The organism is Micromonospora sp. NPDC004704 (genome assembly GCF_053601675.1).
Genome location: NZ_JBSGCD010000002.1, coordinates 376,846 through 402,295, shown reverse-complemented (window position 1 = coordinate 402,295; position 25,450 = coordinate 376,846). Strand labels below are relative to the sequence as shown.

At 69.7% G+C, this 25,450-nt stretch carries 25 protein-coding genes; 11 read left to right on the top strand and 14 right to left on the bottom strand.

The genetic code is table 11. The features are described from left to right. The first annotated feature begins 180 nt into the window (after nucleotides 1-180). Both ACWEFB_RS04120 and ACWEFB_RS04115 read left to right on the top strand, forming a co-directional pair. Nucleotides 181-1,065, top strand: coding sequence for an ABC transporter ATP-binding protein (locus tag ACWEFB_RS04120; protein WP_452282036.1), 885 nt, complete (start codon nucleotides 181-183; stop codon nucleotides 1,063-1,065). Then, a complete protein-coding gene (locus tag ACWEFB_RS04115; RefSeq protein WP_452282034.1) occupies nucleotides 1,062-2,198 on the top strand; it encodes an ABC transporter permease in 1,137 nt (378 codons plus the stop codon). Before ACWEFB_RS04120 ends, ACWEFB_RS04115 begins: the two co-directional genes overlap by 4 nt. Before the next feature lie 72 nt (nucleotides 2,199-2,270). Here the strand turns inward: ACWEFB_RS04115 and ACWEFB_RS04110 are convergent, their stop codons facing one another. Continuing rightward, nucleotides 2,271-3,020 carry a hypothetical protein gene (locus ACWEFB_RS04110; protein WP_452282032.1) on the bottom strand — a complete coding sequence of 250 codons (750 nt, stop codon included), beginning with the start codon at nucleotides 3,018-3,020 and terminating at the stop codon, nucleotides 2,271-2,273. Between the two features lie 5 nt (nucleotides 3,021-3,025). Next, nucleotides 3,026-3,763 carry a Crp/Fnr family transcriptional regulator gene (locus ACWEFB_RS04105; protein WP_452282030.1) on the bottom strand — a complete coding sequence of 246 codons (738 nt, stop codon included), beginning with the start codon at nucleotides 3,761-3,763 and terminating at the stop codon, nucleotides 3,026-3,028. 261 nt (nucleotides 3,764-4,024) lie between these two features. Here ACWEFB_RS04105 and ACWEFB_RS04100 point away from each other — a divergent pair, with 261 nt between their 5' ends. Continuing rightward, entirely contained in the window at nucleotides 4,025-5,833 is a 1,809-nt protein-coding gene (locus ACWEFB_RS04100) for a dynamin family protein (protein ID WP_452282028.1), read from the top strand. Between the two features lie 25 nt (nucleotides 5,834-5,858). Here the strand turns inward: ACWEFB_RS04100 and ACWEFB_RS04095 are convergent, their stop codons facing one another. Next, nucleotides 5,859-6,602: an SDR family oxidoreductase gene (locus ACWEFB_RS04095; RefSeq protein WP_452282026.1), complete on the bottom strand. Its 744-nt coding sequence runs from the start codon at nucleotides 6,600-6,602 to the stop codon at nucleotides 5,859-5,861. A 192-nt stretch (nucleotides 6,603-6,794) separates the two neighbouring features. Between ACWEFB_RS04095 and ACWEFB_RS04090 the strand changes: the two genes are divergently transcribed. Beyond that, complete coding sequence (locus tag ACWEFB_RS04090) at nucleotides 6,795-7,166, top strand: nuclear transport factor 2 family protein (RefSeq protein WP_452282024.1); 372 nt, start codon at nucleotides 6,795-6,797, stop codon at nucleotides 7,164-7,166. A 19-nt stretch (nucleotides 7,167-7,185) separates the two neighbouring features. On the opposite strand, the gene ACWEFB_RS04085 is transcribed toward ACWEFB_RS04090, so the two are convergent. From ACWEFB_RS04085 to ACWEFB_RS04050, 8 genes are all read right to left on the bottom strand, one after another. Then, complete coding sequence (locus ACWEFB_RS04085) at nucleotides 7,186-8,013, bottom strand: helix-turn-helix transcriptional regulator (RefSeq protein WP_452282022.1); 828 nt, start codon at nucleotides 8,011-8,013, stop codon at nucleotides 7,186-7,188. A gap of 210 nt (nucleotides 8,014-8,223) precedes the next feature. Further along, nucleotides 8,224-9,123: a hypothetical protein gene (locus ACWEFB_RS04080; RefSeq protein WP_452282020.1), complete on the bottom strand. Its 900-nt coding sequence runs from the start codon at nucleotides 9,121-9,123 to the stop codon at nucleotides 8,224-8,226. Beyond that, complete coding sequence (locus ACWEFB_RS04075; RefSeq protein ID WP_452282018.1) at nucleotides 9,120-9,380, bottom strand: hypothetical protein; 261 nt, start codon at nucleotides 9,378-9,380, stop codon at nucleotides 9,120-9,122. The genes ACWEFB_RS04080 and ACWEFB_RS04075 overlap by 4 nt, the downstream gene beginning before the upstream one ends. A 27-nt stretch (nucleotides 9,381-9,407) precedes the next feature. Continuing rightward, nucleotides 9,408-9,881 carry a hypothetical protein gene (locus ACWEFB_RS04070; protein ID WP_452282016.1) on the bottom strand — a complete coding sequence of 158 codons (474 nt, stop codon included), beginning with the start codon at nucleotides 9,879-9,881 and terminating at the stop codon, nucleotides 9,408-9,410. Next, nucleotides 9,878-12,655, bottom strand: coding sequence for an FtsK/SpoIIIE domain-containing protein (locus ACWEFB_RS04065; protein WP_452282014.1), 2,778 nt, complete (start codon nucleotides 12,653-12,655; stop codon nucleotides 9,878-9,880). The genes ACWEFB_RS04070 and ACWEFB_RS04065 overlap by 4 nt, the downstream gene beginning before the upstream one ends. A 34-nt stretch (nucleotides 12,656-12,689) precedes the next feature. Further along, nucleotides 12,690-13,193 (bottom strand): nucleotide exchange factor GrpE, encoded by a 504-nt coding sequence (locus tag ACWEFB_RS04060; RefSeq protein ID WP_452282012.1) that lies wholly within the window; start codon nucleotides 13,191-13,193, stop codon nucleotides 12,690-12,692. Then, the gene (locus ACWEFB_RS04055) at nucleotides 13,190-14,329 is read right to left on the bottom strand and encodes a tetratricopeptide repeat protein (protein WP_452282010.1); all 1,140 of its coding nucleotides are present in this window, start codon (nucleotides 14,327-14,329) and stop codon (nucleotides 13,190-13,192) included. The genes ACWEFB_RS04060 and ACWEFB_RS04055 overlap by 4 nt, the downstream gene beginning before the upstream one ends. Beyond that, entirely contained in the window at nucleotides 14,330-15,859 is a 1,530-nt protein-coding gene (locus ACWEFB_RS04050) for an Hsp70 family protein (RefSeq protein ID WP_452282008.1), read from the bottom strand. A 135-nt stretch (nucleotides 15,860-15,994) separates the two neighbouring features. Here ACWEFB_RS04050 and ACWEFB_RS04045 point away from each other — a divergent pair, with 135 nt between their 5' ends. Both ACWEFB_RS04045 and ACWEFB_RS04040 read left to right on the top strand, forming a co-directional pair. Further along, on the top strand, nucleotides 15,995-16,237 hold the full coding sequence (locus ACWEFB_RS04045; RefSeq protein WP_452282006.1) for a hypothetical protein: 243 nt from the start codon (nucleotides 15,995-15,997) through the stop codon (nucleotides 16,235-16,237). A gap of 251 nt (nucleotides 16,238-16,488) precedes the next feature. Next, on the top strand, nucleotides 16,489-17,319 hold the full coding sequence (locus ACWEFB_RS04040; protein WP_452282004.1) for an ATP cone domain-containing protein: 831 nt from the start codon (nucleotides 16,489-16,491) through the stop codon (nucleotides 17,317-17,319). Between the two features lie 11 nt (nucleotides 17,320-17,330). Here ACWEFB_RS04040 and ACWEFB_RS04035 read toward each other — a convergent pair whose 3' ends face one another. Further along, on the bottom strand, nucleotides 17,331-18,260 hold the full coding sequence (locus tag ACWEFB_RS04035) for a hypothetical protein (protein WP_452282002.1): 930 nt from the start codon (nucleotides 18,258-18,260) through the stop codon (nucleotides 17,331-17,333). 268 nt (nucleotides 18,261-18,528) lie between these two features. Here ACWEFB_RS04035 and ACWEFB_RS04030 point away from each other — a divergent pair, with 268 nt between their 5' ends. From ACWEFB_RS04030 to ACWEFB_RS04020, 3 genes are all read left to right on the top strand, one after another. Further along, on the top strand, nucleotides 18,529-18,741 hold the full coding sequence (locus ACWEFB_RS04030; RefSeq protein ID WP_452282000.1) for a hypothetical protein: 213 nt from the start codon (nucleotides 18,529-18,531) through the stop codon (nucleotides 18,739-18,741). Nucleotides 18,742-18,995: 254 nt separating this feature from the next. Then, the gene (locus tag ACWEFB_RS04025; protein WP_452281998.1) at nucleotides 18,996-19,664 is read left to right on the top strand and encodes a hypothetical protein; all 669 of its coding nucleotides are present in this window, start codon (nucleotides 18,996-18,998) and stop codon (nucleotides 19,662-19,664) included. Beyond that, entirely contained in the window at nucleotides 19,559-20,494 is a 936-nt protein-coding gene (locus ACWEFB_RS04020; RefSeq protein WP_452281996.1) for a 5'-methylthioadenosine/S-adenosylhomocysteine nucleosidase family protein, read from the top strand. Before ACWEFB_RS04025 ends, ACWEFB_RS04020 begins: the two co-directional genes overlap by 106 nt. Before the next feature lie 83 nt (nucleotides 20,495-20,577). Here the strand turns inward: ACWEFB_RS04020 and ACWEFB_RS04015 are convergent, their stop codons facing one another. Both ACWEFB_RS04015 and ACWEFB_RS04010 read right to left on the bottom strand, forming a co-directional pair. Continuing rightward, nucleotides 20,578-21,210 carry a hypothetical protein gene (locus tag ACWEFB_RS04015; protein WP_452281994.1) on the bottom strand — a complete coding sequence of 211 codons (633 nt, stop codon included), beginning with the start codon at nucleotides 21,208-21,210 and terminating at the stop codon, nucleotides 20,578-20,580. Nucleotides 21,211-21,381: 171 nt separating this feature from the next. Continuing rightward, on the bottom strand, nucleotides 21,382-23,469 hold the full coding sequence (locus tag ACWEFB_RS04010) for an NPCBM/NEW2 domain-containing protein (RefSeq protein ID WP_452281992.1): 2,088 nt from the start codon (nucleotides 23,467-23,469) through the stop codon (nucleotides 21,382-21,384). Nucleotides 23,470-23,777: 308 nt separating this feature from the next. Between ACWEFB_RS04010 and ACWEFB_RS04005 the strand changes: the two genes are divergently transcribed. Both ACWEFB_RS04005 and ACWEFB_RS04000 read left to right on the top strand, forming a co-directional pair. After that, nucleotides 23,778-24,347: a TetR/AcrR family transcriptional regulator gene (locus ACWEFB_RS04005; protein ID WP_452281990.1), complete on the top strand. Its 570-nt coding sequence runs from the start codon at nucleotides 23,778-23,780 to the stop codon at nucleotides 24,345-24,347. A gap of 63 nt (nucleotides 24,348-24,410) precedes the next feature. Beyond that, the gene (locus tag ACWEFB_RS04000) at nucleotides 24,411-25,430 is read left to right on the top strand and encodes an SDR family oxidoreductase (protein ID WP_452281988.1); all 1,020 of its coding nucleotides are present in this window, start codon (nucleotides 24,411-24,413) and stop codon (nucleotides 25,428-25,430) included. Nucleotides 25,431-25,450: the final 20 nt, after the last annotated feature.

The following is a 25,450-nucleotide window of genomic DNA, read 5'->3' as shown; positions in this document are numbered from 1 at the left end:
CCGCCGACTCCACCTCGCGTCGGACGGCGGACCCCGCCGTGGCACCGGGGTCCGTCGGGCGACGGACCCCGCCGGCTCCGTCCGGCGCCGGACGCCAACGCCGGCCCGTCCCCCTAGGCTCGTTCACAGGTCACCCGCACCGAACCGGGCGGGGATCACGATCAAGCAGAGGGAGACCGCATGCTCCGCGTCGCGTCCGTAAACCGGACGTTCGGTGATCGCCGGGTGCTGCACGACATATCGTTCGACATCGGTGCCGGCCGGATGACCGGCTTCGTCGGCGCCAACGGCGCCGGCAAGACCACGGCGATGCGCATCATCCTGGGGGTGCTCGCGGCCGACTCCGGCGAGGTCACCTGGGACGGCGCCCCGCTCACCCGCGACCTGCGGCAGGGCTTCGGGTACATGCCCGAGGAACGTGGCCTGTACCCGAAGATGAAGGTACGCGAGCAGCTCGTCTACCTGGGCCGGCTGCACGGGATGACCGCACCGGCGGCCAAGCGCAGCAGCGACGACCTGCTGGAACAGATCGGGCTGACCGAGCGGGCCGGCGACGCGGTCGACACCCTGTCGCTGGGCAACCAGCAACGCGCGCAGATCGCGGCGGCGCTCGTACACGATCCGGTGGCCCTCGTGCTCGACGAGCCGTTCTCCGGGCTCGACCCGATGGCCGTCGACGTCATCGTCCGGGTGCTGCGGGAACGGGCCGCGCGCGGCGTACCGGTCCTCTTCTCCAGCCACCAGCTCGACGTCGTGGAACGCCTCTGCGACGACCTGGTGATCATCGCCGACGGGGCCATCCGGGCCGCCGGCAGCCGCGCCGACCTGCGCCGCAAGCACGCCTCGCCGCGGTACGAACTGGTCGTCGACACCGACGCCGGCTGGGTACGGGACCTGCCCGGCGTCACCGTGGTCGACCTGGACGGTGCTCGGGCGGTCATCGACATCCACTCGCCCAGCGACGACCAGGAGGTGCTGCGCCGGGTCCTGGAACGGGAACCCGTGCGCGCCTTCCGTCCGATCGTTCCGTCGCTCGCCGAAATCTTCCGGGAGATCGCACGATGACGCTCACCAGTCAGACCCAGCCGACCGACACCCCCACCTCCGCGCCCGCGCCGACCCGGCCCGCCACCTCGTTCTGGCAGGCGGTCGGCCTGGTCAGCGGGCGCGAGATCGGGACCAAGCTGCGGGACAAGGCGTTCCTGTTCAGCACGGTCTTCTTCCTGCTGCTCACGGTCGGCTCGACCGTGCTGCCGGCCATGCTTGCCGGCGGTCCGGACAGCGTCGCCGTGGTCGGCTCCGAGGCCGCCGAGGTGCTCGACCGGGCCGGGTTGGACGTACGGACCGTCGCCGACGAGCAGGCGGCCCGGGACCTGGTCCTCTCCGAGGACGTGGACGCGGCCGTTGTCGCCGGCCCGAACGGCGTACGGGTGCTGGCCCTCGACGAGGCGCCGACCGACGTGGTGGGCGCGCTGAGCACCGCTCCCCCGGTGGAACTGCTCGACCCGGCCGCGGTGGACCCGGTGGTGGGGGTCCTGGTGCCGCTGATCTTCGGCATGGTCTTCTTCTTCACCTCGATCACCTTCGGGATCCAGATCGCGCAGAGCGTCACCGAGGAGAAGCAGACCCGGATCGTGGAGATCCTGGTCGCCACCGTGCCCGTACGTGCACTGCTGGCCGGCAAGGTGATCGCCGCCAGCGCGCTCGCGATCGGGCAGATCATCCTGATCGCGGCGGTCGCCCTGATCGGCATGACGGCCACCGACAGCGGCGCGATCATGGACCAGGTCGCCCCGGCGATCGGCTGGTTCATCCCGTTCTTCGTGGTGGGATTCGTCCTGCTGGCGGCGATCTGGGCGGTCACCGGCGCGCTGGTCAGCCGGCAGGAGGACATCGGTTCGGTGTCGATGCCGGTGCAGATGCTGGTGCTGATCCCGTTCTTCGCGGTGATCTTCGGCAACGACAACAGCACCCTGATGACCGTGCTGTCGTACGTGCCGTTCTCCGCGCCGACCGCCATGCCGGTACGACTCTTCCTCGGTGAGGCCGCCGGTTGGGAGCCGGTGGTGGCGCTGCTGATCCTGCTCGCCTCGGCGGTGGCCGTACTCCTGCTCGCCGCCCGCCTCTACGAGGGCTCGCTCCTGCGTACGAACGGACGAACAACCCTCGCCGCCGCCTGGCGCAACCGGAGCAACTGACGTCTCCAGCCACCCCCGCCCCACTTTTGTAGAGAAAGAGTGGCCATTCCCGCGAGGATGGCCACTCTTTCTCTACAAGAGTCTTCTGTCCGGTGGGGGTGGTGGGTGTCGGGGGAGGTCTAGGAGGCCGGGGATGACGACGGCGTCGGAGAGGGTGGGCCAGGAGACCCGGGCGGCGCGGGGGTCGGGGGCCGGGCGGCTGGCGGGAAGGTGGTACCAGGCGGGTGGGGTGGTTTCCCGTCCCGCTATCGGCACCGGCCGGAAGTCCCCGGCGGGCAGTCCGGGGTAGTTCTGCCGGAGGACGTCCTGGTAGAGCGGGTCACTGGTGACGAGGGCCAGGTCGACCTGCTCGTCCTCGGGCCGGGTGAAGGCGGTTTCGAAAACCGGGGTGTGGGCCAGGTCGGTGGCGAGGACAACGCCGGGGCCGAGGAATCCGGTCGCGCCCCGGCCGATGCTTCCGCCCACCAGCACCGCGCGGAGCCGGATCCGACCGGCGGCTCCCGGCTCCCGGTTCGACTCGTAGAGCGCGTGGCGCAGGCCGAGCACCAGCGCGGGTACCACCCGGACCGGATCGACGGCCGGCGGCAGGACCACCACCTGCGCACCACCGCCACCCCGGAGGTCGGCACCACCGCCCCGGAGGGCGCCGCCCGGGATGCTGCCACCGGTGATCCGGCGGATGCGGGCTCTCAGGCAGGCGAACTGGATGATGCGGAGGAGCCGGAACTGGCCGTCCACCTGTTCGGGTGCCGTACGGGAGCCGTGGTCCGGGATGTCGACCACCAGGCAGAGCCGGTCGGTGAACTCCGGGAGGTCGGTCATGGCATCTACCCCTTCTCGTTGTCCGGCGGCCCTCCTCCCTGGGTCGCCAACTTCCGCAGCGCCTCCGGGTCGCGCACGATCTGTCGCCGGTACTCGGACTTGATGACGTCCTGGTCGCGCAGTTCGCGTACCGCTCTCTGCAGGCTCGGCTCGGAGACGCCGATCAGGCTGGCCAGCTCGGGTTGGCTCAGCGGCACCTCGATCCGGATCCCGTCGGAGTGCGGTCGGCCGTAGGTCTCGGCCAGGTAGTGCAGCACCAGAGCGAGCCGGTTACGGACGGAGGCGCCGTTGATGTCGATCCGGTGCCGGGTCGCCCTCCGGAACTTGTCGGCGACGCTGCCGTGGATCGCGCGGGCCGCGACCGGGTGCTCGGCCATGAAGCGGGCCAGGGTCCGTTGCGAGATGGCTCGCGCGACGACGGCGGTCGCGGTGAACACCGAGGCCGACCGGGGCGTGTTGTGCAGCGCACCCAGCTCGCCGACGAGATCACCGCCGATCCGGATCGACAGCAGGATGCTTCGGCCGTCGACCGCGCTTCCCACCACCTTCACACAGCCCTCCAGGAGGACAAACGCGTCGGTTCCCCGGTCATCCTCAATCATCAGTGCCTCACCGACGCCGAATGATCGTTGTGTGCCGAGTGTGAGTAGTGCGGACCGGTCGGCCGGCTGGAGATCGTGCAACAACGTCCCACGCGCCCACCGGACATTTCCAAATCGCGACGAGCCGTCTACAGCCGCCATTGTCGACACGCTCCGAGACCTCGACCCGCTCCGTCGTGGTTGCCTCCAACTGGCCGTCACTCTAAGCGCCGGAATCTGTTGTCAAATCCACCTTCCCGTCAGTGCGGGCGGCTCGTCGGCCGCAATTCCAGCACTGCTCGGAGAGATGAACCCCATCCTGTGATGGGAAGCACGGGTACCGACGTCCATAACATCGTCCCTGACCATCGGTACCGTCCGAAGTGGCTTCACCGAGGGCGGGCCGCCGGCGAGGAGGCGGTCGTGGAGGAAACATTCCGGGTACGGCAGGACGTGCTGACGCATTTCGCCCGGATCATCGAGATGGTCGCACCCGAACTGCCCGACGCCCTGGGCCGGAAGGCCCGTACGGCCTGGGAGCGGCTCGACTCGGGGCAGTACCGGGTGGTGGTCTGCGGCGGGTCCCGGTCCGGCAAGTCGACCCTGCTGAACACCCTGGTCGACCGGCCGGGACTGTTCCCGGTGTCGCCGGACGCCGTGACCACGTCCACAGTGGTCAGCCTCTCCTGGGCCGACGAGGAGCAGGTAGTCGCCCACTTCGACCGGCGCCCCGGCGATCCCGGTCCGCTGTGGCAACCGCTGGAGTTCATCCCGCTCGACCGGCTCGCCGAGTTCGGCACCGAGCCGACCGGCCCGGTCCACCGGCGGGACGTACGCCAGGTGGAGGTCGGGTTGCCCCTACCCCGGCTGGAATCGGGGCTGGTACTGGTCGACACCCCGGGCATCGGCACCACGCACACCGAGGTCGTACGGGCGGAGTTGGCCGAGGCCGACGTCCTCGTCTTCGTCGCGTCGGCGGTCGAACCACCCGGTACGGAGGAGCTGTCCTTCCTGGCCGACGCGGTGGCCTTCTGCCCCGAGGTGATCACGGTGGTCACCTTCCTCGACCTGGTGGCCGACCCCGAACCGGTGATCCGCGAGCTGACCGGGAGGATCGCCGACACGATCGGAATCCCGCCGGAGGAGCTGGTTGTCGTCCCCGGACTGTCGGACCAGCTCGCCGACTTCTGTTGCCGGGTCCAGGTCCTGGCCGCGCTCGACACCTGGGAGGAACTGGTCGACGCGCTGCGCCGGCCGGAGGCCGAACGGCTGACCGCCCTGGTCGACGACGCGCCGACCGGACTCCGGAACGAACTGGCCGACCTGCGTGCCGAGGTCGAGTCGCGGGAGAAACAGCAGAGCCGGCAACTGGCGAGCCTGCCACTGGACCTGGAACGGGCGGCCCGACCGGTCCGGCGACGCCTCGCCGAGGACTTCGACAAGCTCACCGCCGACTTCCGTACCGACAGCTACGGCGAGCGGTGGCAACGGAATCCGGACGGTGTCGCCGGATGGGTCGCCGCGAAGACCGCCGACATCGTCGCGGGTGCCGAACGGGAGTTGCTGGTCACTGCGGGCACCGTCGCCCGGCAGTACGGTCTGGACGCGTACACCGAGGGCGGCATCACCGAGCCGGCCGCCGGCACCGACCCGGAGATCGAACAGCGGCCGGTCGAGCACACACCGGAGGCGGGACGGCCGGCACGGGTTCGCGCGGGGCGGGGCGGGGTCACCGCGTACGGGAGCACGGGTGCGTTCCTGGGGGTCATCGCCGGAACGATCGTGCTACCCGGCGTGGGGACGATGGTCGGGGCGGCCGTCGGCGGTCTGGCGGGGCAGGTCTCCGGTTGGTTCGCGGGACGCAGGGAGGGAGAGCGCCGGCACGAGCTGCGACACCGGCGGGAGGTCGGCGCCCAGTTGCGGGAGCTCGGACTGTCGAAGATCGAATCCGCTCGGCGGGCGGCCGAACGCGACCTGGACAACCAGCAGCGCGACCTGTCCGCCAGCCTGGGCGAGACGCTGGAGGCCAGCCACCGCACCGAGCTGGGGATCCGCACCGACCGGGCGGCCGACCTGACCGGGGCCCTGCTCGAATCCGAGCGGCGGCGTGATGCGGCCCTGGTCGACCTGGAGACCATGCTGGAGCACTACACCCGGTTGCTCGAGGAGTGCGACGCGCTCCGCGACCGGTTGGAGGCCGTCGGCCCCCCGAAAATCGGGCGTACGGGCTGAGACCCGTTGTTCCCGCCCCGATCCGTCAGCCCTGGGCGGTGGGGCGGACGACCAGTTCGTTCACGTCGACGTTGTCCGGCTGCGCGATCGCGTACCCGATGGCGTCCGCCACCGCCGACGCCGGGATGGCGAGCTGTTGCGACGCGGCCCGCACCGCCGCCCGTACCTCCGGGTCGCCGCCGTGGTCGGCAAGCTCCGAGTGGGTGAACCCCGGACTCACCACGGTCACCCGAAGTTCGCGGCTCTCCTGACGCAGACCTTCCGAGAGCGCCCGTACGGCGAACTTGGTGGCGCAGTAGACGGCCGCCGTGGGGTCGACCCGGTACCCCGACGTCGAGGCGACGTTGACGATGTGGCCGGCGCCCCGACCCCGCATGTACGGCAGCACGGCCGCGATGCCGTGCAGGGTGCCGCGCAGGTTCACGTCGATCATCTGGTTCCAGTCGTCGATCCGGAGCGAGTCGATCGTCGACAGCGGCATCACGCCCGCGTTGTTCACGAGCACGTCGATCCGGCCGTACCGCTCGTGGGCGGTGTCGGCGAAGGCGCGGACGCTGGCCAGGTCGGTCACGTCGAGTTCCCGGTGGTCGGCCCGGCCGCCCGCCGCGCGCAGTTCGGCGACGAGGGCCGTCAGGCGGTCCACCCGCCGGGCGCCGAGCACCACGTGGTGGCCGTCGGCGGCCAACCGGCGGGCGGTCGCCGCACCGATGCCGCTGCTCGCCCCGGTGATGAGAACGATCTTGTGATCGACGGTCGTCTGGCTGGTCAAGGGGTACTCCCGGAGGTGGGTGGATTCGCGGCGGGATCACCGCGGGACCAGAGTGCCGCCCCGGTCGGCGGGGAAGAAGGACACGACTTCCTGGGTGTGACGCACCCCGGAACACGCGCCCTTCCGCCGGGTCGCGGTGCCGCACACGATTGACCGACCCGAGTCCCCGATCCCTGGAGAAAGGCGACAACAATGGCAAAGACCAGGGCCATCACCGAACGACAGGTGAAGAGCTGGGTTGACGGTTATGTGAAGGCGTGGACCACCGGCGACCCCGCCGATATCGCGGCCCTCTTCACCGAGGACGCCGAATCGTACGAATGGCCGTACGAGACGGCGTGGATCGGCCGGCAGGAGATCATCGACGGGTGGCAGACCCGCGCCCCGTGGCAGGAGGGCGGCTGGACCTTCGACTGGTCCCTACTGGTGATCAACGGCGACACCTTCGCCGTCAAGGGGACCGGTGTCTACGCCGCACTCGGCACCTTCGACAACCTCTGGGTCGTCACCCTCGACGCCGGCAGGAAGTGCACCACGTTCCGGATGTGGAACAACGAGGTCTGAGTCGCGTACCCGGTCGGGGTCAGGCTCCGGCGGACACGGAGCCCAGGTGGGCGAGGGCTTCGGCGCTGCGGGTGCCGGGCTCCGGCGTACCGACGAGCAACTGCTGGCCGGGAGCGTCGCGGACGTCGAACGTCTGGTACGTCAACTCGATCCGGCCGACCTCGGGGTGGACGAAGACCTTGAACGCGCGGGTGAGCCCGCCGACGGTCTGGTCCTGCCAGAGCGACCGGAAATCCGGCGAGGTACGCAGCATCTCGTCCACGAGCGCCCGGATCTCCGCGTCGTCGGGGTAGTAGCCCGCGTTCAGTCGCAGGGCATGGACCACCCGCTCGGTGAGCATCGGCCATTCGGCGAACACGGCTCGGGCCCGAGGATGCTGGAACAGGACCCGGACCATGTTGGTCATGCCGTCGAAGGGTGAGAGCAGGGCGGCGGCGATGGCGTTCGTCGCGAGTACGTCGAACGCCGGACTCAGCACGTAGGCGGCCGAGGTGGGAAACGAATCCAGCAACCGGAGCAACGACGGGTCCACCAAGTCGCGCGAACTGCCCGGTGTCGGGCGCGGACCCAGTCCGGCAAGGCGGAAAAGGTGACCTCGGGTGTCGCCGTCGAGCTTGAGCGCCCGCCCGATCGCGTCCAGGACCTGCCCGGAAGGATTGCGTTCCCGACCCTGTTCGAGCCGGGCGTAGTAGTCGACGCTGACCCCGGCCAGCACCGCGACCTCTTCGCGCCGCAGCCCGGCGACCCGGCGATCCCCACCGCCGTGCAGTCCGGCGTCGGCGGGTTCGAGCCTGGCCCGATGTGCCCGGAGGAACTCCCCGAGCCTGTTCGCTGAGGTGGCCGGCATGACCACCAGCCTAGTCTCCCCACCTGCGGGATCACGGCGCCGCCGGACAACCGCACCGCCTGGCCGGTTGGCGGTCCCGGACGACGTACGGCGCCCGATTGCCCCGTTTCGCGTCCGGCACGGCGAACGGGCCGTAAAGCGCGGTTCGGGGCTGGCCGGGGCCCTGGAAGCCACCCTTCTCCTCGACGTCGAGCGGAACCACGGGAGCCGTCACCGGTGGCCGGACAGTTCCTCGGACTCGAGTTTCTCGAAGAGCGCCTCGACGAAGCGGTACCTCGTCCGTGCGTTCTCGTGCAGCCACCCGGGCTTCCTGTACATCGCCAGGACCGCCTCCGCGAAGTCTTCGCCGAAGCTCGTCGCGCCGTACGCGGACACCGGCGGCTCCCCTGTGGCGTACGCGGTGCGGCACAACTCCTCCCACGCGTCCCGACCCGACGCCGAGAGCGCCCGGTGGTACATGACGTGGCCGACCTCGTGGATCAGGACGTCGGCCAGCACCTGACGTTCGCCGTCATCCGTCGGATCCGCCGGCCGATCACGGCCGGAACTGCCGTACAACCAGATCGTGGCCGGGGCGCCCGGCGGATCATCCGGGCAATGGGACCGGCCGGCCACCTCCTCCCTCGTCCGGGTAGCGGGCGTGTAGCGAACGCTGTCTATCTCCGAGAGCACCTGTACGGGGAAGTCCGCCAACCCCTTGTAGGCCCCGTGCGTCACCGGGTTGCTGAATCCTATGTACTCGATCCGGTCCAGGGCCGCCTGCCGTCCGCTCATCCGACGATCGTCACGGACCGCCGCCGCGACGGCGCCGCGACCGAGTAGCGCCGTCCCGCCACCCCCGCCGCAGTTCGCCGACGCATACCCGCGTGCCTGCCTGCCGGAGTCCAGCAGCAGCGACGCCGCCCGGCCGCACGCCCTCGCCGCTGCGTCGAACGCCGCCGCGACGGACTGCGCTGCCATCCGGTCACCGACCGCGTTGATCTGCATCCGGGCCGCAAGCTGGGTCAGCTTCCGGGACTGGTCGTCCAACGCGGCGGCCAACGTACCGGTGCCGTCGCCGATGTACCGGACGGCGTCGCACAGCTCACCGAGTCGGGACTGCCCGGTCACAGTGAGGCCGCGAAGCGTCCCGCCGCCGCGGCCGCCGCCTGTAGTGCCCGTACGGCCTCGTCCACCTGCTTCTCGGCCGCCTGCAACGTCGCGATCATGTCCTGGTCGACGCGCTGGGCGCTGCCGCCGATGAGCCCGCCGACCTGGCTGACCGCCTGGGAGAACTTCGGCTTGAAGGACGCCAGTCCCTGCGCCTGGGTACGCGCCTGCTGACCGAGTTGGTTGATCTGCTGCTTGAGCTGGCTGAGCTCCGACATGTGTTCCTCCCACTGGTTTGCGGCCGGTCAGTTCCGGCCGATCGAGAATGCGGCCATGAACAGCGCCACCATGAGCACGGCGACCAGAAGACCGGCGACCACCGGACCGGTTCGGCGCCGACCGCGCGGGACGTCGTCCACACCACCGCCCGCCGGTACGTCCCGGATCACCGCCTCCAGTTCCGCGACCGCGAGTTGGAGTGTGCGTACGGCTTCCGTGACGTCCTCGGCATCCGCGGCGGCAACCCGCGCCGATACGGTCGGCAGTGGCAGCAGGTCCGCCCGACCGACACCCGTCAGCGCCGTCCGCACGGTTTCGAGCTGCCTGGACACCTCCTGACGGAGGCGCCGGTTCCGGGCGAGCGCGGTCTCGGCGTCACCGCGTGCCCGGTCGACGGAGACGTCGAACCGCTCGTCGCGCAACCGGGCCTGCTCGGCCCCGCGCGGTCCCGCCTGGACCAGGTCGGACAGGGCACGAAGGTAGTCCTGGTAGTCCGTCACGAGGGGTCCCAGTCGGTGCGCAGCAGGGCCTGGGCCGTCGCCCGGGTCAGCGGTGCCATCGGTATCACGGTGAGCGGTTCGGGGAACTCGTGCCGGTCGTGCAGGAGCCCCCGGTTGTCCCGCGGATTCCAGGTCACCGTGTGTCCCATCAGGTCGACGATGTCGCGTTGCGAGACCCGCAGGGCGAGCATCGCGTCGATCTCGACGGACGCGTCGAATCCGAGGTGGGTCCGGTACATCCCGACGCTCGACCACCAGGCGAGCAGATGGGTGTGCCGGACCGGCCCGTCGCGCAGGATGGCCTGCAGCGCGTCGAGGCCGGTGACGAGGCTCTCGTCGGCCCGGCTCAACGCCCCGGCCCGGTCCAAAGCAGGCGCGAGGACGTAGTGCGCGCCCGCGTCGGGTGGCCGGTCGGGCAGTCCGGCGGCGATGAGCCTGAGCTCGTCGTCGACCTCGTCCGCGCCGGCCACTCGGAGCGGGAACCCCAGTCGTTCCAGCAGCCAGCCCAGCTCGGACATGCCGCTCTCGACCGACTCGTCCGGGTTGAGGAGATCGAGCAGGGTGAAGGCGGCATCCCCGGACGGATGCTGCAGAGCCAGGGAGATCGCCGCCGCCTGCATCGCCCCGGCGGCGAGGTTGCCGGTGCCCCCGGACTGACGCGGCGACCGCCGGTTGCCGGCCCCGATAATCGCGAGATGCCGCCCGGCCTCCCGGGCGAACACCGGGCCGTCCGCCTGCAACGGCAGGGCGATCGCGACCCCGACCAGGCCCACCCGTCCCGCGTACGGTCGCCGGCCCGCATGCTCACGCAGCCGGCGAAGCTGCTCCGTCGCCGAGGTGAGCAGCGCCGGCCGTCCACCCTCGAAGACCTGTGGAGGTGTCGAGCCGGCGGGTCGACGTGCCCACTCGGTACGCCGTACACGATTCAGATCTTCCTCGACGGCCGCCGCCACCGTGATCCGCCGGTTGGCGTCCCGGCGGCCGTACTCGATGTTGAGGATCGCCTCACCCCGGTACCGGAGGCTGGCGGCGTCCGGGTTGTCCTGGTCGAGTACGGCCCGCGACTCGCCGGCGGAGTTCTTGAACGCGACCCGGATCGGGAACTGCGAGTAGACCCCGTCCTGCTTGCCGAGCATCGTGGTGATCCCGGAGATGGTCTGCGATGCGAGGAGCAGGTGGATACCGTAGGCCCGCCCCTGTCGGGCCAGGCGCTCCACCAGCCGGAGTGCCCGGTCCCCGATGGCATCGTCCTCGGCGAAGAGCATCTGGAACTCATCGACCACGAGGATCAGCCGGGGCATGACCGCACCGGGTACCCGCGACCGGTAGGTGGAGATCTTGTCGCCGTACGGCTTGATCACAGCGGCACGCCGCTCGAACTCCTCGTAGAGGCTCTCCAGTACGGCCACCGCGAACTCGCGGTCGCTCTCCAGCCCTATGACACCCGCCTGGGGCAGCCAGTCGGGGCTGTCCGGAGTGGCCGCGAGGGGGTAGAACGTCACTCCCTCCTTGAGGTCCAGCAGGTAGAGGCAGACCTCGCGCGCCGGGTACCGGGCGGCGAGCCCGTGCACGAAGACCTTCAGGAAGTTCGACTTGCCCTGGCCCACCGCGCCGGTAACGAGCAGGTTGTGCCGCTGCCCGCGCTCGTCGCCCAGCATGATCTCGACGGTCTCGGTACCGGCGCGCCCGACCGGTACCGAGATCCCGTCGGCGCTGGACCGCTGTCCGAGCGTCGGGTTGCCGAGGATCTCCGCCAGTCCCAGTTGCGGTGCCGCTATCCGCTCCGCCGCCGTTGCCACCGCGTCCACGGCGCCGACGAACACACGTGCCGCCGGTACGGGGTCGAGGGCGACGTCGACTCCGGGCAACCGGGACCAGGACGTCGTCTCCGCGAGCGTGATGACCTCGCTCACCCTTGGCAGGTCGTCCGGATCCACCCCCTCCTCGGGCACCACCGCGACGTTGTGCTGGATCAGAAAGCTGACCCCGCAGGCGGGCCCGGACCGCAGCAACGCGTTCAGTACCGCGGCGGTGGCGGGCGTCACCGACCTCGGGTAGTCGACGATCACGACGAGCTGGAACGTCTCGACGGGCTGGCGGGCCGCCGCCCGGAGACCACCGAGGGTCACGGTCCGCCCCCGGCGCAGGTCGTTGACCCGCCGTACATCCTCCGCGATCCGGTCGAGCAGCCCGGCGAGGTCGTCCCCGGTGGTGCCGACGCCGGTGAGAAGGGCGCTACCGGCCCCGCGCAGTGCGGCAAAGGGCGACAGGAGACCACGCAGTTCCGGATCGAAGCCGTGCAGCGTGAGCTGCCCCGGACCGGTGGCGAGCAACGCCCGCCCGGCCACCCCGTGCACCACGCCCAGCACCCGATCGTCGCTGGTCCCGGTACGGAGCAGGAGATTGCCCCGGTCCAGCAGCGGCACCAGCAGCGGTACCTCGGGGTGGCCGGGCACGAGCACCCGGCCCAGACGGACATGCGAGGCCACGGCCATCAGATCCGTGGTCGGCCGCATCGACGACGCCGCCCAATCCGCTCCGGCGGCCCCGGGCGCCAGTGCGTCAACCGACCGGGACAGCGCCGTCCGAGCCCGGGACGCCACCGCGGCGGCCCGTGCTGACGCGTCCCGGCTCTGTCGTACCCGTGCCTCCGTCGCGGCCTCCCGCTGCTCGGCGGCGTGCGCGGTGACCGTACGGTCCGCCGCGTCGATGGCACCCAGTGCTCGGGCGCCGGCCGACGCGACCCGGGCCGCCACGGCTGGCAGCGGCGGCACCGGGTGGACGGTTCTGCTCCGTCGCCGCACGTCCCTACCCGCCATCGGACCCGTTGGTGCTGCGGCCCACCACGACCTGCGCCGGGCGCAGCACCCAGTCGTCGACCAGATGACCGCTCCTGCGCTCGTGGACCACGTATCCGTCGAGGTCGCCGCCGTCCACGGCGACCTGCCCGACCGCCTCGTGGAGCCGGGGGTCGAAGATGAGACCGGCGGTCGGGATGGGCCGCACACCGCGCCGGGCGAGCACCTCGGCGATCTCCTCCTCCACCGACCCGAGCAGGACGGCGGGGTCGGTCCCGGCCCTGCGGGCGGCGGCGAGCCGGTCGGTCAGCAGGAGCAGTTCGCGACAGATCGGTGCGATGAACTGCCGAACCAGATCCGACCTCGCGAAATCCAACTCCTGGTAGAGACGCTCGTAGAGTTCCTGCCGGCGACGATCCTCGAACAGCCGGCGCTGGAACAGGTCACGCAGTTGGGTCACCTCGGTAGCCAGCGCGTCGAGGGACGCCGAGGGGGACGCGGGTTCGGTGCTCATATCCCCCGCCTGACCACCTGGCGGTCGTTAAGGCTGGCCGCCACGTGCTGGTAGACCGGCTTGCGGTGACGCTGCACGTAGAGGTACACGAGTCCGAACGTGAGCGGACCGAGCAGGAACAACGCCGCCGCCACGCCCTCCCCGGTGCCGCTGCCCAGCCCACCGCACAGACCGCAGGACAGGGCGACGAGGGCGAACGCGTACATCTGCCACGCGTTGCTGTGGACCCAGATGACCTTGCGGCCCTCGCTGGCCAACCGCCGGAGTTCCGTGACCGCCATTGCCGCATCCTGGTCGCTGAGGCGGAGTGCCGCGATCCGGTCCGCGTGCTGTTCGAGGCGGAGTACCTGGGCCTCGGAACTGACGATGATGGTGTTGTCGCGCAGCAGCGTGAGCGAGCCCCGCGCGACTGCTTCCAGAGCCGCCCCGAGGTAGTACTTGAAAAACTCGTTGTCCGGGTGCTCCTTCACCACGGCTTCCATGATCTCCAGGGCGCGGGTTGGCTGGTCGGTGTTGAGCAGGACCTGCGCGACCCCGGTACGGGTGACCGGGTTACCCGGCGACAGACGCAGCGCGATCTCGAACTCGCGCATCGCCTGCGGCCACTTCTCCTGCATCACGTAGACGTCGGCGAGGTCGTGGTGGTACTCCGCCTCCTCCGGTGCGATCCGGATCGCCTCGGCGAACTCGAACTCCGCGTCCGCCACCTGCCCCAGGACGAACGACGAGTGGGCGCGGACGAACCACGCCGCGTGGTCGCCGCCACGCTGGTTGGTGGCCTCCCTCGCGGCCCGGTGCGCGGCGCTCGCGTTGCCCATCTCGAGGTACGCACGCGCCCGGTCGAGCCAGTCGGCATCGCCGTCGTGCTGTGTCTCCATCTCCGGCTTCGACCGGCGCTGTTCGGGAAGCCTGCGGTCGTACGCCTGACGCTGGCCCGCGTCGAGCAGCACCCGCTCGGCTTCGTCGATGTGCCGGACCCGCGCCTCGGCCTCGGTCCGGCGCTTGGCGTCGGCGCTCGCCTGCCGCTTGATCCAGATCCGCCGCTGCTGGCTGACCGCGGACTTGATCTGGTCGCCGGTCGAGGTCTCGGGGACCTGGAGGATCTCGTAGTAGTCCACGAACGTTGTCGTTGTCATCTAGCCCACCTCGGTTGAGCGCATCTTCTCGGCCGCATCGGCGACCTGGTCCCTGGACATGTTCGCGACGTTCGGCACCTCGAACGTGCCGAGCGAGGCACCCGCCGTAAGGTCGTTCACCTCGACGAACACCGTCTGGTCGATGTCGTACGCATAGATGATCTCGATTGGTGCACCGGCCGGGTACGGCGGAATGGCGACCCGGAGCGGTTTGTCCCCGGTCACGTTGCGGACGTACGCGGGGTCCTCGTCGTCGCCGACCGTGACCTCGACGTCCACCGCCGGCTGGTTGTCGCGGACCGTCGAGAAGTAGCCCGGTCGCTTGGCCGGAATCTTCGTGTTGTGCGGGATGATGACCGTGTTCTCCACCCGGCCGGTGGTCTGGTTCAGCGCGAAGGTCCCCAGCCCGTGCGAGGTCACGTCGCCGATCTCGACCCGGTGGCCGTTGACCGTCAGGTCACTCGCGGTTCCCCGGCTCGACTCGATCAGCCGTGCCTGGACCGCGGCTCCCAGGGCCACGATCTCGTCGGGGTGGACCCTCCGCTCGATCGGCCGCGCGATCGCGGACTCGACCATCCCCCGGACCATCGGCATCCGGGTGGAGCCACCCACGAGCAACACCCGGTCGATGTCGGTCCACCCGAGGCCGGCGTCGTCCCGGACCATCTCCGCGAGTTCCCGGGTACGGCTCACCAGCCCCGAGGTGACGCCCTCGAAGTCGGCCCGGGTCACCTCGAGGGTCTCCACCTTGGTACCCGCGCCCAGCACCACCCGGGCGCGGGTGACGTTGGACAGGGAGTGCTTGGCCAGCACCGCGCGCTCCCGCAGCGCCGCCTCCAACTCGCCCCCGTCGAGAAGATCCTGACCACCGGTGGCGACGTACCGCTCGTTGAGCAGCGTCATCAGCGCGCCGTCCCACTGGAAGCCGCCGAGATTCCGGTCGCCGCCGGTCGCCACGATGTCGAACGAGCCGTCCGATATCCGCAGGATGGACACGTCGAAGGTGCCGCCGCCGAGGTCGTAGACGAGAACGCTGCCGTTGAAACCCGAGGAGAGGCCGTAGGCGAGCGCGGCCGCGGTCGGTTCGTTGAGCACCCGTACGACGTCGACGCCCGCGATCGTGCCCGCGTCCCGGGTCGCCTGCCGTTGCGCGTCGTCAAAGTAGGCGGGCACGGTGATGACCGCCTCCGTGACCTGCTCGCCGAGCGACTGCTCGGCGTCCTCCTTCAACCTCTTCACGATGAGTGCGGAGACCTCCTCGGGCCGGTAGGTGCGGCCGTCGGTGGCGTCGAACCGCCACGCCGAGTCGCCCATGGCCCGCTTGACGAACTCGACGACGTCCAGCGGTGCGGTCGTCGCCGCACGCTTCGCCATCGTTCCCACCAGCGGTACGTCGCCTTGGAAGAGCACGACCGAGGGCGTGATGGACTCACCGTCCCGGTTGCTGAGGATCTCGGGCTGGTCGAACTCGTTGACGACGGCCGCAGCGGAGAATGTGGTCCCCAGGTCAATTCCAATGATTCGACTCAACTCGTCTCTCCCGACTCCTGATCCTGCTTTTGCGCGCGACTCTGCAAAGCCGGTACCGGACGGCTGTGCCCCGGTACCGCGCTTTCGGGCATGGCGGACCCGCACATGCGTCGACAGCACCATGCGAGTCGTACGGTGAAGAATGCGGCGGCGTGGGCCTGGGCGGCGATATCCGGCGCCACGACGAACAGCGCCTACTCCATCGCCACCGCCAGGCATTGCTGGACGGAAAAGTTCATTGGGGGCGAACCTAACGAGACAATATTGAGCCACAAAGGTCTGACCGGCCAGAATCCTACGGCCGAGGCGGCTTTGCGGCCGATCTTCTTTTGTCGTCAGCCGATCAGGGTGGACAGCATGGATTTCGCGGCAGGTTGATCCGCCGATGAGCCCATGGTTCGCGAGGATCCGTCACCCTGGCACCCCAGTCCTGGGTGAAAACGGCGGGTCCCGCCACACCACAACTGACGCCACTACGGATAGACCTCATGGTCCGCCGCCCGCACCGGCGCCCCCATATCTCGGTAGCTGGCCGCTTTCAGTCGGTAAGCCGACATCATCCCCGACGGCACACTTGGCGAGCCACCCGACCAGTGCCTGTCGACAAAGGACAGCGGTAAGCTTCGATCATGAAGTGCCCCTCTTGTGGAAGTGATCAAACAAGGGTCAAGGACTCGCGACCGTGTGGCGGCGAGACGGTCCGCAAGCGGGTCTGCGCGGCCTGTGGACGGAGGTTCTCGACGGCGGAACGTATTACCGCGGAGTACCTTCAGGTACGAAAGCGCGACGGCCGGACCGAGCCCTTCAACCGCTCGAAGATCCGTAAGAGCATTCTGAAGGCGGCGTCGGGCTCCGACCTCTCGCCGGCCGACATCAACGCCTTTGCCGACCGGGTCGTCCAGGTCCTGAACCCGGACGCGCCCGACCTTCCCGTACCGAGTCGGGACATCGGGAAACTGGTGCTCCAGCAGTTGCACGGCGACAACTCGATGACCGACGTCATCCGGGTCCGGTTCGCCATGGTCTTCCACGGTCGAACGAACCAGGTCGGCGGCGGCTTCCGACGGCTGACGGACCTGCTGACCTGGCTGGAGGAGGAATACGGGCCGGCGAGGGTGGCTCCACCCGACTCGACACCGTGGACCGTACGCAAACGCGGCGGCCCGGTGGAGCCGTTCCAGCCGGAGAAGCTGACCCGCAGTCTCGAGGTCGCGGCCCGGGGACGTGGCTCGGACGAACAGGTCCGGAGCCTGACGTTGCACGTGACCGCAGAGGTCCGGCGTGGACTGAGCGGCCAGGCGCTGGTCACTTCCGAGCAGATCGCGGCCGAGACCCTGAAGGCGCTCAAGAAGTTCGACGCTCTCGCCTACCTGAGGTACGCCTCCAGTGTGAAGCGGTACCGGTCGGTCGACGACTTCTGGCTGGACGCGTTGGGGGCCCTGCTGGAGGAGAAACAGTAACGACGTACGGGTCAGACGGCGTGCTCGCCCATGTTCAGGCCCGCTTCCCGTGCAGCCCGCAGGAACTTTTCCCTGGTCGAGTACATCGCCGCCAGTGTCCGTAGTTTCGTCGCGACCACAGGCGGCAACTCGGCTCGCCAGCCCGCCAGCCTGAGCAGTGCCTCAGCCCGGTACTCGGCGTCGCCGTGCGGCACGACATTGTCGTATTCCCGCAGGTACATGGCGATCCAGTGCATCAGCCTGGCGGTCTGCCACAACGCCGAGTCGCGCGCCTCCTCCAGCTTCATCGCGCCGTGTTCCTCGTCCTCGGGCCACGCCTTCAGCCGCTCCACCGCCATCAGCTCGGCCCGAAGGCCGTAGACGTACTCCCACAGCCGGGAGAGTCGTTCCTCGTACAGGGCGCGGTCGCGGGACGACAGGTGTTCGCCGCGGATGCCGGGGGCGTCGCCGGTCAGCTCCGGCTGCGGCGAGGCCTGCGCCGTCGGGATGTAGCGCTGGCTGTCCGTGCGCAACTCCCGGGCGATCTGGCGCAGGATCTTCGGCACGATCTCCTGCCGGAAGTGGTCCTCGTTGTACGGGATCGCCCGTGCTCCGCGTTCGTAGCGCTGCGACAGGTTCAGCTTCGCCGTCGCCGGCGCCAGCTTGAACAGGACCTCCGCGCCCCGCGCCCAGTCCCGCTCCCGCTGCGGCGGGATCTTGGGGATCAGTCCCGCGAGCAACTTGTTCAACGCCTCCACCCGACTGAGCACGTCATCCGGGTCGTTGGACCGCGCCCAGACCCCGCGCAGGCCGAGCAGTGCCGGATCGGCGGTCTCCTCGGTGGCGGGCAGTCCGTCCCGGAGCAACCGCTCCAGCCCACCAACCAGTGTGTCCACGTCCGGGGGCCGGTCGAACGTCTGCAGCGGCGCGGCTGCCCCGTCCGGGCGTCGACGTGCTGTCACCGGTACCCCCAGTTCTCCCCCAGTCCATCCCCCTGACGGGCCGGGCATGTCTGGCCGAGGCTCATCACAGGGCCGAGATGGCCCACCGGAAACCGAATTCGTCGAGATCGGCCGTCGCCGTGATCGGCACTTCCGGAATCCGGACCATGCCCGACCGGTAGAGCGAGTCGCGTCCTCGTCCGGGTCGACCGATTGGACTCGTCCAGGTTAACCCAGACCGGCGCCGCCGCGCCCGGCCGGCAATCCAGAAAGGAGAGGTGGACCGGTCATGCCTCGAAAGGGCCGTAGCGCGATCGTCGGGAAATGGGTCCGCTACGAGCAGGAGAAACGGGATGAGGAACTCGGGGAACTCGCGCGGGAATTGCACGCCGAGTTCTTCCGGGCGCGCACGCGGGGCGTCCCGGCCGGGCCGCCGCATCTGCGGGTCATCGCCGGGCCGCCGAGCGCGGGAGGGCAGGTAGCGCCCTCGGCCAACAACTGACCACTCGACCAGCCACACCGTCGTGCCGGTGGGCGGCCATCCTGCCGCCCACCGGCACCCCGACCCCTGGGAGGGCCTTGAACTAGGTGAATTTCGCGTACGACCGCAGCACATCGCTCGACGGCGTTCCGCATCCCCCGCCGGGGGCTCTGGCCCCGGTGGACATCGTCCGGCACGGATCAATCCGGTACTGCCGTAACAACAACCGTCGGATTCCGGACATCGACTACATGGCCGTGTCGTCCGACCCTCGAATGGGTGGCCGTATCGCCGTCGCCTACCTCGCCGGGCCGATCCTGGACCCGCTGGCCGTTCCCGCCTACCGCGCCTTCCGGACGGAGACCGCGGCACAGTTCGAATTCCTGACCCGGACACCCGCCAAAGGCGGACTCGGCGTACAGGTCGAGGTCCGGGACGTGGATCCGTACCCGGACGCGATCGCCATGACCGAGGACCTCCGTACGCACGGTCGGCTGGCGGTCTTCGCCACGGCCGGGTCGGGCAGCGAACACCCCTTCCTCACCGACGACGAGAACGACATGTTCCGGGCGGTTCACGACGCGTTCGGGCATGCCGCCATCGGCCGCGGCTTCGACCGGCACGGGGAGGAGGCCGCGTGGGTCAAGCACGCCACCATGTATTCACCGCTCGCCCGGCAGGCAATGACCACCGATACGCGCGGCCAGACCTCCACCTTCATCTACTACTACCAGGGCAGATGCTTCCCGGAACAGAAGGTGATGATCCTCCCGGAGAGGTTCCGGAACATCAGCGGCGCGCACAACCTTTCGGCAACCAGGACAAGGAGGCAACATGCATGCGGTACCAGCGGCGTCGAGGAGTCGGGCGAGCCGACCGGGCCGGTTCCCGCCCGGTCGGGCGACGGGCGGGAGCGGCGGGAGGCGCAACCGTACTCGTCCTGATCCCGCTCGTTGAGGAATTCGCGGCCATCATCGACCCGGTACGGTCCGCCGTCGGAGAACTGCGGATGGACGAGGACGAGCAGGCGGGCCGGATCATCTACCGGGGTGTCCGGCGTACGGCCGGGGGCGCGACACTCGAGCTGGTGTTCGCGATCTCGGGGCGTGGCCAGGAACGGGCGGCGGCGCGCACGGCCGTACTGGTCAGCAAGCTGCGCCCGGCGATCGTGGTCAATATCGGGATCGCGGGAAGCCTCTCGCCCGATGCGTGGGTGGGCGACATGGTCGTCGGTGAGCAGATCTTCGGCTACCTCGCCAACGGCCGCGCGGTGCCGTCCACGCGGGACGGGTTCGGGTTGCGGACGGGGGCGGAGGTGTTCCGCTCGGACGAACTCCTCGTCGAACGCGCCCGACTCCTCCCGGTAACCGCACCCGCCGGCCTCGCCCGGTGGCGTCACCGGATGCGGGCGGATGTCGATCCCCGTCTCGTGGCAGCGATCGGGACACCCCGGCTGGCCGTGCATGTCGGCGCGCTGGCCTCGGGCCCGATCGTGAGCGCCAGCGACGGGTTCCGGCAGTGGCTTCGTCGGCAGCAGCGCGACTACCTGGCGATCGAGATGGAGGCCGCCGGCATAGCCCAGGCCGTACGGACCACCGCCATGCCCCGTCCCGCGCGGTACCTGGTGCTGCGCGGAATCGCCGACATGGCCGACGGGAACAAAACCGCGCTGGAAGCCGGCAGCGGCGGCGCGGCGCGGCGGTTCGCCGTACGCGGCGCCTTCGAACTGCTTCTTGTCCTCCTCGACAACCTGCCGATGACCGCGTTCGACTGATCGGCGACCGCCCGTGGGTGCAGCCCCGGCAACGAGTGCGGGGCGGCACCCACGGAACCCGAACCGGGCCGCACCCGACCCGGCTACTGCCCGGCGAGGTGGGCGCGGAACCGGACCAGCGACAGCAGGTGCAGTACGAGCAGGAACGGCACCGCGAACGTGGGGATGAGACTCAACGGCAGCTCGGCCATGGGCGGGGTGACGAGGGTCCCGTCGGGCAACGCCTCCCGCGCGCCGATGCCGTTCATGATGCCGAGCCCGATCGCGACGACAAAGTCCGCAATACCGAAGAAGGTGAAGCCGAGGAAAACCGGCCGGGCGGCCCGGCCCCGCCGCAGTACGTAGATCGCGACGAAGGGTGCGGCGAGCCCGACCACGATGTCCCCGAGCCCGGCCGGAAGGGCGAAACTGGCCGGCAGCAGATCCTGTGCGTACAGGGCGAGGAACGCGAAACCGGCCACCCGCCAGCACTGGAGGTTGATCAGTACGGTCAGGTCGAGGGTCTGGACCCAGGCCCGGAATCGGCGTACGAGCAGGGCCGATCCGACCAGGACGACCGGCAGACCTGCGGCCAGGCCGATCCGCAGGGGCGGCTCGTCCGGGTCACGCACAATCAGGCCGGCCCACGCCGCGAGCCCGGCCAGCGTCAACCAGACCGCACCGACGACCACCAGCAGGAGGGTGCTGCGCGTCGGTGCCGGCGACGGAGCGGACATGGTGCCTCCACTGTGTTCGGAGCCGATGATGGCCACAACATAGACCACCCTCACTTCCGGCTCCATTCCCCGCAGGGCCGGCGCCTGGTCGGGGCTCCGAAAGCGGTCGACGCCCCGGCCGGGGCGAAAACCCGGGCCAGGGCGTCGATCGGTTCCGTCGCGGTGCGAGGTTCAGCAGGTGGCGTTCAGGCCGCCCCAGTCGGCGCGGTCGTTGTAACCGCCGTCGCCACCGTCACCGACAACCAGGTCGAGCACCCGTACGCCGGTCAGGTCGACGTCGACCTGACGGATGTCGTCACGGGTGAGGACCCCACTGTCGAACAGGACCCGGCCGTCGCCGACCACCTGGAAGGTCGAGGTGGCTCCGTCGGGACCGACGTTGCGTACGGCGTCGTCCAGGCCGACGGTCGCGGTCAGCCGGTCGCACCGGTCGCCGAGGTAGTAGCGGACCGTGGAGGGCGAGGCGACACCAAGGCCGGTCGCGTACACCTGGCCGACCAGACTGATCGGTGACCCGCCGCCCACACTCAGGTCGACCGTCGGGGTCATCCAACCGCTGGTGGCGCTGATCCACGCGTGGTGCGACAGCACAACCTCGCCGGTCGGCGGCGCCGGGGCGATCACCACCGTCGACACCGAGGTCTGGCGCGACTTCCCGTGCCCGATCACCTCGTACGACGTGGTGGCGGTCAGCGCGGCGTCGCCCGGAGCGGCGGTGGCCGGCAGGGTCACCGTGAAGGCGAAGCTGCTGGACTGACCGGGGGCGAGCAGGATCGGTGCCCGGTCGAGCGCCTTGACCGTCCAGCCGGCGGGTGCGGCGAGCGTGACCTGCGGCTTGAGTACGGGCAGCAGACCGTCGTTGCGTACGACCACCTCGACCCGTGCCACGTCGCCACCGCCGAGTACGGGCGCGGTCCCCTCCGGGGTGGCGGCGTTGCCGACCTTCGTGACCTGCGGCAGGCCTGCGGTCACGTGCGGTACACCCGGCAGGCCGCGCGCCGGCCCGACCCGCAGCAGTGCGGCACCGTGCGCCGGAACCGCCGCGCTGATGGTGCCGGCGCTCTCGGTGACCTGGTTGGTCCAGGCGTTCTTCACGGTGAAGCGGGCGCCGGACAGGCCGACCGACGAGGCCCTGGTGGTGAGGATCTTCGAGCTCTCACCCCGGTTGAGCAGCACGACGGCCCGGTCGCCGTTGGCCAGGCGCTTCACCCAGGTCTCGGTCATACCGGCGGGGCCTACCCGTACGGTCTGGACACCAGCCGGGTCCTGGTTGATCGCCAGCGCGTCGGGGTCGGTGAGCGTGTCGACCGAGGTCTGACTGATCTTGCGGATGTCGCTGCCGATCACCAGCGGGGCGGCGGCCACCGACCAGAGCGTCATCTGCGTACGGAATTCCTCCTCGGACATGCCGAGGCCGGGGGCCAGGTAGTCCGGGTCGTTGAAGTGACCCGGTCCGGCGGCCTCGGGGTGCCGCGCGTTCGCGTCGTAGTTACGCAGGACGTCCTTGAACTTGATGTCGCCGACAAACCCCACGTCGGTATAGGTCCGCCAGGACTGCGCGATCGCCGGGGCATAACTCCAGGAGTACGTCGACTGCTGCTCCTCCGGGTAGTTGCCCCAGTCCGGGGAGGTCACCGGGTTGCACAGGTTGAAGATGATGGGCCGCTCGCTGGCATTGTTCCGCAGCGCCCGGGCGAACTCGGTGTAGACGGTCTTCGGGTCCAGGTCGGCGGCGATCCCGCAGAGGAAGTCCACCTTCACCGCGTCGAACTCCCAGGCGGCGAACTGGTCCGCGTCGCGCTGGTAGTAGCCGCCCCCGCTGCCGAGCCCACACTTGCCCGGGATGTACGGCCCCGCGTCGGTGTAGATGCCCGCCTTCAGACCCTTGCCGTGGATGTAGTCGACCAGCGGCTTCAGCCCGTTCGGGAACCGGGTCCGGTCGGCCTGGAGGTCACCGGCGGCCGTACGCGGCTCCGGGTCCTGCCAGCCGCCGTCCAGCCAGACGATGTCGTAGCCGGCCCTGGCCAGGCCACGGCTGACGATCGAGTCGGCGACCTCCCGTACCGACTGCTCGGAGAAGTCGCCACCGAGCCCGAAGTACGTGTTCCAGCCCTGGTACGGCGTCGGGCTGAGTACCTGTTGAGGTGCCGGTTTCCTGGTCGCCGCGGTGTCCTGTGCGGGTGCGGCGTGGGCGGGTGCGGGGACTACCAGCAGGCTGGCCGTGAGGGCGGTCAGGGCGGTGAACAGATGTCGTCTCACATCGGGTTCCTTCGCAGCGGTGGGCGGACCGGTACTCCTGGGTTGTTTCGACCGATCCTGCAAGCCGTTACACCGACGTGTCAATAATATTTAATAAATTATGAGATCGAGGTTCGCCGAGGCGCACGCGCTGATCACGGGGAGCCACGGCCGAGGTCCAGCCCTGGCCGACCCTCAGTGGCGTGCGACAACCCCAGGAGGTGAGACCACTGGCGCCGTCCTGACCCTCACTGACGGCCCCGCTGCGTTCAGCCACGCGAATCCTCTATGGTTGTGGAGAGGTCTCCACTAAGTTTGCGAGGAGAGGCATGGTTCGCTCAGACGCTCGCAGGAACCGCGACCGCATCCTGGCCGCCGCCCGCGAGGCGTTCGCCGAGGACGGCGACACGTCGATGAATCAGATCGCGCAGCGGGCCGGCGTGGGCCCGGGCACGCTCTATCGCAACTATCCGTCACGCGAGGCACTCATCCTGGACATCTATCAGGAAGAGGTCGAGCAGCTCATCGGTTCGGTGTCCGAGTCGCTGAACACGGCGACGCCACTGGAAGCGCTGCGGAGCTGGACGACCGTGCTGGTCGACGCGATGCGCAAGAAGCACGCCCTGGGTTCCGCCCTCACGCCGGGCATCCAGAAGGCGGTCACCGAGCAGACCTACGGTCCCGTGATCGCCGCGATCACCCTGCTGTTCGATGCGGGCAAGGCGGACGGCAGCATCCGCGTCGATGCCGACCCCGGTGACTTTCTGCAACTTACCGGCGCCCTGTGGCGAGCAGCCGAAGACCGTACGCAGCCCATGCTCGCGCTGATCCTCGACGGCCTCGACGCCCGCCGCCGCCCGACAAAGAAGCCAACCGGAGATATCTCCAGTTCTGCTTGACGATGTGGAGACCTCTCCAGTACCGTTTTACCCAACGTGAAACGGACACCCTGGAAGGGCGAAATGTCGGAGATCTTGGTTACTGGCGGTTCGGGGTACATCGGTAGCTGGTGCACGCTGGCGTTGCTGAACGCCGGTTATGCGGTCCGCACCACGGTGCGCGATCTGAGCCGCGAGCCGCAGGTACGCGAGATGCTGCGGCGCGGCGGCGCGGACCCCGGTGACAACCTGCGCGTCGTACGCACCGACCTGCAGGACGACGAGGGCTGGACGGAGGCGGCGGCCGGCTGCGACGGGATCTTGCACGTCGCGTCGCCTACGCTGACCCACGCCCCGAAGAACGACGACGAGATGGTCCGCCCCGCGATCGACGGCACGCTGCGGGTGCTCCGCGCGGCCCGCGAGGGCGGCGTCCGGCGGGTGGTCCTGACCTCCGCGATCGGCGCGATCGCGTACGGCCACGAGCCGCGCGACACCCCGTTCACCGAGCAGGACTGGACGAACATCGACGCGGACGGGCTGCAGCCGTACCAGAAGTCCAAGACCCTCGCTGAGCGCGCGGCCTGGGATTTCGTGAACCAGGAGGGCGGCGGTCTCGAACTCGCCGTGGTCAACCCGACCGGCGTGCTCGGCCCGGTCCTCAGCTCTGACTATTCGCCGTCGCTGGGCGCCATCGCCCGCATGCTCGACGGTGCGATGCCGGCCCTGCTGCCCTTCGCCTCCGGTTACGTGGACGTCCGTGACGTGGCGTCGCTGCAACTGCTCGCACTCACCGAGGACGGTGCCGCGGGCGAGCGGTTCATCGCCACCGCCGGCCACAGCCTCTGGCTGCGCGAGGTTGCCGCGATCCTGCACGAGCGGCTCGGCGAGCGGGCGGCCAAGGTGCCGACCAGGGAAATGCCGGTGTGGGTCGCGCGCGGACTGGCCAAGGTCAACCCGGACATGCGCAACCTGCGCATGCTGCTGGGCCGCAACCTCGACGCCACCTCCGCCAAGGCCGAGAGTCTGCTTGGCTGGAAGACGCGCCCGATCGCGGACACCATCGCCGAGACTGCCGAAAGTCTGCTCGCCCTCCCCCGCTGACCCGGCCGAGAAAGGTTGAT

Excerpts from the sequence above, each read along its gene's own strand:
- ACWEFB_RS04120 (WP_452282036.1), top strand. The coding sequence starts at position 181 with ATGCTCCGCGTCGCGTCCGTAAACCGGACGTTCGGTGATCGCCGGGTG.
- ACWEFB_RS04115 (WP_452282034.1), top strand. The coding sequence starts at position 1,062 with ATGACGCTCACCAGTCAGACCCAGCCGACCGACACCCCCACCTCCGCG.
- ACWEFB_RS04110 (WP_452282032.1), bottom strand. The coding sequence starts at position 3,020 with ATGACCGACCTCCCGGAGTTCACCGACCGGCTCTGCCTGGTGGTCGAC.
- ACWEFB_RS04105 (WP_452282030.1), bottom strand. The coding sequence starts at position 3,763 with ATGGCGGCTGTAGACGGCTCGTCGCGATTTGGAAATGTCCGGTGGGCG.
- ACWEFB_RS04090 (WP_452282024.1), top strand. The coding sequence starts at position 6,795 with ATGGCAAAGACCAGGGCCATCACCGAACGACAGGTGAAGAGCTGGGTT.
- ACWEFB_RS04085 (WP_452282022.1), bottom strand. The coding sequence starts at position 8,013 with ATGCCGGCCACCTCAGCGAACAGGCTCGGGGAGTTCCTCCGGGCACAT.
- ACWEFB_RS04075 (WP_452282018.1), bottom strand. The coding sequence starts at position 9,380 with ATGTCGGAGCTCAGCCAGCTCAAGCAGCAGATCAACCAACTCGGTCAG.
- ACWEFB_RS04060 (WP_452282012.1), bottom strand. The coding sequence starts at position 13,193 with ATGAGCACCGAACCCGCGTCCCCCTCGGCGTCCCTCGACGCGCTGGCT.
- ACWEFB_RS04055 (WP_452282010.1), bottom strand. The coding sequence starts at position 14,329 with ATGACAACGACAACGTTCGTGGACTACTACGAGATCCTCCAGGTCCCC.
- ACWEFB_RS04040 (WP_452282004.1), top strand. The coding sequence starts at position 16,489 with ATGAAGTGCCCCTCTTGTGGAAGTGATCAAACAAGGGTCAAGGACTCG.
- ACWEFB_RS04030 (WP_452282000.1), top strand. The coding sequence starts at position 18,529 with ATGCCTCGAAAGGGCCGTAGCGCGATCGTCGGGAAATGGGTCCGCTAC.
- ACWEFB_RS04025 (WP_452281998.1), top strand. The coding sequence starts at position 18,996 with ATGGGTGGCCGTATCGCCGTCGCCTACCTCGCCGGGCCGATCCTGGAC.
- ACWEFB_RS04020 (WP_452281996.1), top strand. The coding sequence starts at position 19,559 with ATGCGGTACCAGCGGCGTCGAGGAGTCGGGCGAGCCGACCGGGCCGGT.
- ACWEFB_RS04015 (WP_452281994.1), bottom strand. The coding sequence starts at position 21,210 with ATGTCCGCTCCGTCGCCGGCACCGACGCGCAGCACCCTCCTGCTGGTG.
- ACWEFB_RS04005 (WP_452281990.1), top strand. The coding sequence starts at position 23,778 with ATGGTTCGCTCAGACGCTCGCAGGAACCGCGACCGCATCCTGGCCGCC.
- ACWEFB_RS04000 (WP_452281988.1), top strand. The coding sequence starts at position 24,411 with ATGTCGGAGATCTTGGTTACTGGCGGTTCGGGGTACATCGGTAGCTGG.